At 67.8% G+C, this 2,537-nt stretch carries 2 protein-coding genes; both read right to left on the bottom strand.

Features of this window, described 5'->3' with window-relative positions; all coding sequences use genetic code 11:
• Positions 1 to 846: 846 nt before the first annotated feature.
• Positions 847 to 1,095: an HTH domain-containing protein gene (locus tag ACIRD7_RS43310; protein WP_041104739.1), complete on the bottom strand. Its 249-nt coding sequence runs from the start codon at positions 1,093 to 1,095 to the stop codon at positions 847 to 849.
• On the bottom strand, positions 1,092 to 1,994 hold the full coding sequence (locus ACIRD7_RS43305; RefSeq protein ID WP_041104741.1) for a replication initiation protein: 903 nt from the start codon (positions 1,992 to 1,994) through the stop codon (positions 1,092 to 1,094). Before ACIRD7_RS43305 ends, ACIRD7_RS43310 begins: the two co-directional genes overlap by 4 nt.
• Positions 1,995 to 2,537 lie beyond the last annotated feature (543 nt).

Raw genomic sequence — 2,537 nt, 5'->3', positions numbered from 1 at the left:
ACCCGCCCCGCCTGTCTCTGCGGCTGGGGCACCTCACCTCCCCGACACCACCCACTCTCCTCGTCCCTCGTCCAGTGGGTGGTGTCGGGGAGGTGAGGTGCAGGGGGTGTTTGGGCGGGGCGGGTGAGGGTCGGGGAAGGGTGTTTGTGAGGGGTCAAGTGAGGAGTCAAGTGGGGTTGGTGAGGTGGTCGGGGAGTGATCGGGAAGAGGTGGCTGGGTGGGGTGCGTGGTCGGGTGGATTGGCTGGGTGGGGTGCGGCGGATTAGCGAGCGATGTGGTTGGGGGTCTGTGGCTGAGTCGGGTGAGGGGCTGAGGGTGCGGTGAAGCGGGGGAACGGGGGAAGGAGGTGGCGGAAGGCAGCAGGAGGGCGTGCAGGGGCGCAGGAGGGTGCGGACCGGCGGAGCCGGAGCAAGCTAGATACTTAGCCGTGCTAAGTGGCTTGCGGCCTGGTCAGGCCGGGATGCGTTGCACTGTGCTGGGGGTGCAGGCGCAGGGGGCCAGAAGTCGTTGGAGGCGTCCGTTTTGACGCGTTGGGTTGCTTGCGGGTTCTTTACAAGCTGGCCAACTTCTTCGTGACCTTCCTCTTCGACCTGTTCAGCCGCCACCACGAGATCGAACTCTTGAGCTGGAGAGCGCCAAGCTCATCGAGCGCGGGCAGGCCCTTCTCGGCCAACTTGCGGGAGGTACGTCCTGGGTCTTCCCCTGGATGAGCGTCGATGAGTGCGTGCGCCTCCCTGACTCGGGTTGAGGCAAGCGGATGACGGCTCAGTCTGTCTTCGATCTCCCTCAACTGGGCTTCAAGAGCTGCCCGAGATTTCTTCCGAAGCGCCATGTCCAGCCCTCTTCTCAATCGTCCTTGTGGATCGCGTAGTGCACCGTTCCGACGGTGACGCCCTCCTTGGCGGCAATGGCGCGCATGGAGAGCCCTTCCGCGCGCAGGGCGCGGATGCGTTCATGGCGCGCGGCGGCGTCCGCCAAGTAGTCCGCGCGCTCCTGGGCGACGGTGCGGCGGATGGTGCGCGGCGAGACTCCGAATCGCTCGGCTAGTTCGCGGGCGGACTGCTTGCGCTTGGCGCGTGTGGGGCCGGTGCTCATGCGTTCTCCTCCAGGATCAAACGGGCGCGCTCCTGACGCTCCTGCGTCCGTGTTTCGCCGCTCTTAGTGCCGCCCTTGCGGCCTCGTGCGGCCTGGATCGTGGAGAAGGTGGCTTCGTAGACGGCGGGGCCGTCGGCCCACATGCGTGAGCAGGTGGTGATCCAGCGGTGGATGCTGTGGGCGATGTCCAGGGCCTCCCGGTGCGGGAGCGGTTCGGAGAATCCGGCGTTGAGCTCGTGCACGCGCTCGACGATCGCCAGGCGCAGCCTTTCGGGGTCGCCCCAGTGGTGGCGCACCTCGCGGTAGGCCCACACGCGGGCGGTCTCGAAGATCGAACAGTTGCGGCCCAGGCCGACCGGCGCGCGGCGTCGTGAGCGTCGCCAGGCGGGCGCCGGCATGTGGCCGGCCTCTTCCAGCCGGCTCGCCAGTTCTCCGAGGCTGTAGAGCCGGTCAGAGGTCCAGGAGGTGTGCCAGGAGCCGTGCTCGGGGTTCTTCGTGATCAGACCGCTGTAGGCGGCGTCTCCGTCCACGGAGCGGCGCAGGCCCTCGGTGACGGCCGCGGCGAACGCCAGCGGCTTGCGCTGGGCGTACTCGGTGCGCGTGACCGGCTCCTGCAAGGCCCACACCGCGTGCGCGTGCCCGTTCTCCGGGTTCTCCACCACCGCGTTGGGGAGCCAGTCCTGGCGGTCCCAGAGCGCGCGCATGAGGGCGTCCTCGTGATCGACGTCCACCACCAGCAGGTTCGAGAGGGATCGCGGGTTGGCCTCGATGTACCGGCGTCCGCGTGCGTCCTTGCGTGCGGTGCGGTAGATCCCGGCCCGCAGGTCATCCGATGCGAGCGGCCATAGCGGCAGCCACATCTGCTCCCACGTCTGGGCGTCTCGCGTCGTCAGCGTCATGGGCACACCCTCGCACGAACCTCCCGCATGTTCAAAGTGGGACGCGAAGCCAAGTCAGATGTTTCCCCCGACAAGCCGCTCTCTCACACCCTCCCCGGCCCTGCGGTGACCACTGCCGGGACCACCTGCACACCGGGTGCTGCGCACCCAGGCTGCACCCCTTCCCGAGCACGCCGAGAGGGTGCCCCAGTCCCTTCCGGGCAACCGGAGCGAAGCGGAGGGCGGCAGCCCGTTCTCCCCTCGCACAGTGCAACGCCTCCGCTCCGCGGAGTCCGGCCAAGCGGACTTATGGCACATAAGCATCTAGCTTGCTCCGGCACGTCGCTAGCCGGTCTAGCGCACCTAGAACGGCTAGCCCGACTAGCCCGACTAGTCCGCCTAGCACCCCTAGGGGTGTAACACGGGGGTGTAACACAGCCTGTAACACCACCCGTAACGCTCGGATTACACCCGCCCCGCCTGTCTCTGCGGCTGGGGCACCTCACCTCCCCGACACCACCCACTCTCCTCGTCCCTCGTCCAGTGGGTGGTGTCGGGGAGGTG

The organism is Streptomyces sp. NPDC093568, from assembly GCF_044764945.1.
Lineage (GTDB): Bacteria > Actinomycetota > Actinomycetes > Streptomycetales > Streptomycetaceae > Streptomyces.
Note: the sequence above shows the minus strand (reverse complement) of the source record. Positions and strands in the feature narration are given on the sequence as shown.